The sequence below is a fragment of the Streptomyces sp. RP5T genome, from assembly GCF_003933965.1.
Classification (GTDB): Bacteria; Actinomycetota; Actinomycetes; order Streptomycetales; family Streptomycetaceae; genus Streptomyces.
The window spans coordinates 1-4,745 of sequence record NZ_RSAJ01000621.1 but is presented as its reverse complement, the minus strand read 5'-3'; the positions used below and the strand labels follow the sequence as shown (position 1 = coordinate 4,745).

The following is a 4,745-nucleotide window of genomic DNA, read 5'->3' as shown; positions in this document are numbered from 1 at the left end:
GCGCCGGCCCCCTCCGCCGCCGAGACGCTGGGCGCGACCAGCCCCCCACCCATGGTCCTGCGGGCCATGGAGCGCGATCTGCGCCTGACCGAGGCACAGGCCAGGACGCGCCTGGTGAACGAGGCCGAGGCGGGCACCCGGGCCGGCCGGCTGCAGAACGCGCTGGGCAAGCGCTTCGCGGGGGCGTGGGTGAGCGGCGCCACCTCCGCCGAACTGACCGTCGCCAGCACCGACGCGGCGGACGGCCCGGCCATCGAGGCCGGCGGCGCGCGGGCGGTGGTCGTCGACACCCCGCTGGCGGACCTGAAGGCGGTCAAGACGAAGCTGGACCTCGCCGTGACCGGCAAGGGGCGGGAGACACCGGTCCGTTACGTCGACGTACGGACCAACCGGGTGACGGTGCAGGCCACCAGCCGCGCCGCCGCGGACGCGCTCGTCGAGGCCGCCGGTGTCGAGAGCGCGCTCGTGAACGTCAAGGTGTCGGCCGAGCAGCCGCGCGCCCTGTACGACATCCGGGGCGGCGACGCCTTCTACATCGACGGCACGGCCCGCTGCTCCGTGGGCTTCGGCGTCACCAAGGGCGACCAGCAGGGGTTCGCCACGGCCGGCCACTGCGGCAAGGCGGGGGCGAAGACCACCGGGTACAACCAGGTCGCCCAGGGGACCTTCCAGGCCTCGGTGTTCCCCGGGCAGGACATGTCGTGGGTCGGCGTCAACAGTGACTGGACCGCCACCCCGGCCGTCAAGGGCGAGGGCGGCCAGGACGTGCAGACCGCCGGCTCGGTGCAGGCCCTGGTGGGCGCCGCGGTGTGCCGGTCCGGCTCCACCACGGGCTGGCACTGCGGCACGATCCAGCAGCACGACACCAGCGTCACCTACGCCGAGGGCACCGTCGACGGCGTGACCCGCACGACCGTGTGCGCGGAGCCGGGCGACTCCGGCGGTTCCTACATCTCGGGGACCCAGGCCCAGGGCGTCACGTCCGGCGGCTCCGGTGACTGCACGAGGGGTGGCACGACGTTCTACCAGCCGATCAACCCGGTGCTCAGCGCCTACGGCCTGACGCTGCGGACCACCACGAGCGGGAGCGGCACCTCCGCCCCCGAGGAGGGCCAGGAGGGGTCCTGGGCCGCGGGCCGGGTGTACGAGGTGGGCGCGCGGGTCACCCTCGACGGCGTCTCCTACGAGTGTCTGCAGTCCCACCAGGCGCAGACCGCCTACCAGCCCGCCCTCGCCCCGGGCCTGTGGCAGCGCGTCTGAGCGAGAGGGAGCGGTGAGGCCGCGGCAAGGGGGCGGGGACTTCGGGCCCCGCCCCCTTGCCGCGCGTGACGACGCCGCAGTCCTGTCCTTCGTCGCGCTACATCTCCGCCAGCAGCGCGTACGCGGTCGGCACGAACGCGTCCCGGGCGCGGAAGCGGCGGGTGCACAGGCCGGCCAACGCCGTGCCGATGTCGGGCCGGTAGCCCAGGAAGGCCTGCTGGCCGAGGGTCGCCCCGCCGTGGAAGTACATCGGCCCCTGCTCCGTGGGGTGCTGGAACCAGGCCACCGTGTGCACATGCCGGTGTCCGAGCCCGCGCCGGAGCACGGGGCGGCGCACCGCACGCAGCGCACCCGACAGGGGCAGGCCCGACGGGTCCAGATGCGCTTCCAGGAACGTCAGCAGGTCGCGCGCGGTGGCCCGGACGGCGCCGGCCGCCTGGAAGCCGCCCACGGCCAGCGGGGGAACGGGCGTCATGCCGTCCCGGCGGTGCCCGATGGCGTCGGTGTCCGGGGAGCCGGGGACGAGCGTGATTCCGTCCAGCCCGAGCGGGCCCAGCACCCGACCGGTCAGCAGCTCCTCCCACGGGGTGGCGGTCGCCGCCGTCAGGGCGTGACCGAGGACGGCGACACCGAAGTTGGAGTAGTGCCAGCGGGTGCCGGGCCGGTGGTGCCGCCGCCGGCGCAGGAAGGCGTCGACCACGCGCTCGGCGGGATAGCGGGCGTAGGGGTTGGTGCGCCAGGCGGGCAGGGCCCGGACGAAGAAGTCGGCGGGCAGGGCGGGCAGGCCCGAGGTGTGGGTGATCAGGTGGGCGAGGGTGACGGGTTCCGCGCCGGGCCGCCGGGCCGGGTCCAGCAGGACGGCCGCCGGCTCGCCCCCGGACAGCAGGCCCGTGTCGGTCAGATGGGCCAGCAGCAGTCCGGTGAACGTCTTGGAGGCCGAGCCCAGTTCGTAGCGCAACCGCTCGCGCGGCACGGGCGGGGGAGGCGCGGTGCCTCCGGTGCGCACGGTGCGGCGCCCGTGCCGGGACAGGGCGAACACGACGTCGGGCGCGGCCACGGCCTCGACGGCCGCGTCGAGCCGCCGCCGTACCCACTCCTCGTCCTCCGCCCGCGGGACCTCGGGCGGGCGTACGCCGGTGAGGTCGGGCGGACCGCCCGGCCAGGGGAGTGCGCCGGCTGTCATGACGGGGTGTGCGCCAGCCGCGACAGCGCGCGGGACATGGCCAGGACCGAGGCGAAGGCCGCCACCAGCGTCGGGTGGTAGACGACGTCGAAGACCTCGTCGGGCTCGCCCTGTGGCATGCTGCGCACCGCGGGCATCGCACCGTCGGGCTGCTGGGCGGCGGCGAAGCCCTCCCACGCCCGCTCGTCGAACGTGGGGTGCGGCAGACAGGCGTCGACGACGAGCAACTCGCCCAGCAGGTCCCAGCGTTGCAGGTCCAGCCAGTCGTCCAGCCAGACCGGCAGCCAGGTGGCGAGGTAGTCGGCGACCTCGGCCGGCAGCCCCTCGGGCCGCTCGCCCCAGTCGGTGAGGTGGAAGACGGTGTGGGTGATGTCGTAGGCGATGTGCCCCTCCACCGTCCAGGGTTCGGGCGCCCGGCCCAGCCAGGTCGCGCCGACGAGGTCGGCCTCCGGCGGGCGGGGCGGCACGCCGAAGCGGCGCTGGAAGGCGGACAGGCCCAGGCGGCGGACCGGTGACATCTCCAGGGCGGCGAAGCTGTCCAGCCGCTGGTTGAGCCGGAAGGCCCGCTCGGCCTCGGGGCTGCTGTAGCCCAGCTCCTTGAACGGCAGGTACACCTCGAAGGGGATGGGCGAGAGGGGCTCGGTGCGCTGGCCGCGCACCAGCATCCGGCCGCCGTCCAGCGTGTGGCACCAGGCGTGGTCGATCAACTGCCGGGCCAGTGCGGCCTGTCGGGACCCCGCCACCCCCTCACGGAACAACACCTTGCAGATGAGGGCCAGTTCGCCGACGGGCTTGAAGCGCTCCAGGAAGCCGACCTCCGGGTCGACGTCCAACTCCAGCCGGAAGCCGTCGCGGTGGGCGTGCAGCCACTCCAGGGCGCCCGCGCCGACCTGGTGGATGAGGCGCGTGTGGTTCATCCCGGTACCCCCTGCCCGCCGTCCGCCATGTCCGCCGCCGTGGCGCCCGCGGCCGCCTCGCCCAGCCGGCCGAGGGTCAGCACGGCGGCGAAGGCCGTCATCAACGTCGAGTGGTAGCAGTCGAGGAAGGCGGGAGCGGTCGTACGGCTGCCCCGCCCGCCGACCTCGGGGACGGCCCCGGAGTCGTCCTGGGCCGGCGAGAGCCGCGCCCACGACTCCAGGAGCAGGTCGCGCTCCGGCGGGCCGGGCAGAGCGCTCGCCACGGCCAGCAGTTCGCAGCTCAGGTCCCACTGCTCGTCCTCCAGGCAGGTGTCGAGCCAGGGCGCGAGCCAGTGCCGCAGGTAGGCGGCGATCGGCTGGGGCACGGCCTGCGGGTTCAGGCCCCAGTCGGTGAGGTGGAAGATCACATGGGTCAGCGTGTAACCGGCCGCCAGCTCGAACGTCCACGGCTCCGGCAGGCCGGCGAGCCAGGTGTGCTCCAGTGCCCGTGCCATGTCCCCGTGCTGCGGGATGCCGCTGCGGCGCTCGGAGTTGAGCACGCTCAGACGCCGGTTCGGCTCCTGCTCCGTCACGTGCCAGCCGCGGGTGCGGGCCACCGTCGCGGTGGCGCGCTCGTAGCCTGCGTGACGCAGGCCCGCCGAGGCGAAGGCCGCGTAGACCTCCAGCGGGTAGGTGGCGAAGGGCTCCAGGCGCTGCAACTCCCCGAACAGGGCGCCGCGCCCGGTCTGTTGCCACGCGAAGGACAGCAGGTCGCAGGCCCTCGCGTGGAGCGGGTCGGCCGGGTCGGTGTGCCGCCGTACACAGACGCACACCTGGGCCAGCTCCCCGAGGGGCTTCCAGGTGGTGTTCACGTTGCCGTGCTCGGCGAGCGCGTCGTCGCCGAGGGCGAAGCCGTCGCGGTGGGCGCTCACCCACGTCAACGCGGCCTCGGCCAGGCCCCGGACCTCGTGCGCCGTCACACCGGCACTCCGGTCCGCAGCAGGCGGGCGGCCCCGACCTGCAGCGCGACCCGGGCGTCCGTGCCGCCCATCTGGGCCACGAACTCCAGCCCGGTGTCCAGGCCCAGCGTCTGCGGCACCTCGTCGAGGAGGACCAGCCAGCGGCCCGCTCCGGCGGCCTGGAGCCAGTCGCGGCGGCGGACCGCCCGGACGAATCCCCGGGCCACGTCGACCGGGCGGCGGCGTGCCGCGCGGGCCACCGCGCAGTCCTCGCCGGGCAGCGCGAGCGGGGCGAGCACGGCGAGTTGGTGGGTCAGGTACTGCCACGGCGCGTCCTCCAGCCAGGCCGCCGCGGGTTCGCCGTCGTCGCCCGGCACGCCGTCGAACGACGCGTCCAGCCGCCGTAGCGCCCGCCTCATGGCCCAGTGGCTCCACACCGAGGTGGGA

4 protein-coding genes and 1 pseudogene are annotated in these 4,745 nt (G+C 74.9%); 1 reads left to right on the top strand and 4 read right to left on the bottom strand.

The annotated features are described in order from the left end of the window. Window positions 1-1,260 (top strand): alpha-lytic protease prodomain-containing protein (locus EHS43_RS37780; RefSeq protein WP_125195135.1); only part of this gene is annotated, 1,260 nt, incomplete at its 5' end. A 97-nt stretch (window positions 1,261-1,357) separates the two neighbouring features. Here the strand turns inward: EHS43_RS37780 and EHS43_RS37775 are convergent. From EHS43_RS37775 to EHS43_RS37760, 4 genes and pseudogenes are all read right to left on the bottom strand, one after another. Further along, window positions 1,358-2,443, bottom strand: a complete 1,086-nt coding sequence (locus tag EHS43_RS37775; RefSeq protein ID WP_125195134.1) for a serine hydrolase — start codon at window positions 2,441-2,443, stop codon at window positions 1,358-1,360. Continuing rightward, window positions 2,440-3,360: a hypothetical protein gene (locus EHS43_RS37770; RefSeq protein ID WP_125195133.1), complete on the bottom strand. Its 921-nt coding sequence runs from the start codon at window positions 3,358-3,360 to the stop codon at window positions 2,440-2,442. The genes EHS43_RS37775 and EHS43_RS37770 overlap by 4 nt, the downstream gene beginning before the upstream one ends. Continuing rightward, the gene (locus EHS43_RS37765; protein WP_125195132.1) at window positions 3,357-4,319 is read right to left on the bottom strand and encodes a hypothetical protein; all 963 of its coding nucleotides are present in this window, start codon (window positions 4,317-4,319) and stop codon (window positions 3,357-3,359) included. The genes EHS43_RS37770 and EHS43_RS37765 overlap by 4 nt, the downstream gene beginning before the upstream one ends. Then, window positions 4,316-4,745, bottom strand: a pseudogene (locus EHS43_RS37760) (hypothetical protein); the annotation flags it as partial. The gene EHS43_RS37765 and the pseudogene EHS43_RS37760, both read right to left, overlap by 4 nt.

Bases quoted from the DNA above. Each gene is read 5' to 3' on its own strand.
- EHS43_RS37770 (WP_125195133.1), bottom strand. From the start codon at position 3,360: ATGAACCACACGCGCCTCATCCACCAGGTCGGCGCGGGCGCCCTGGAG.
- EHS43_RS37775 (WP_125195134.1), bottom strand. From the start codon at position 2,443: ATGACAGCCGGCGCACTCCCCTGGCCGGGCGGTCCGCCCGACCTCACC.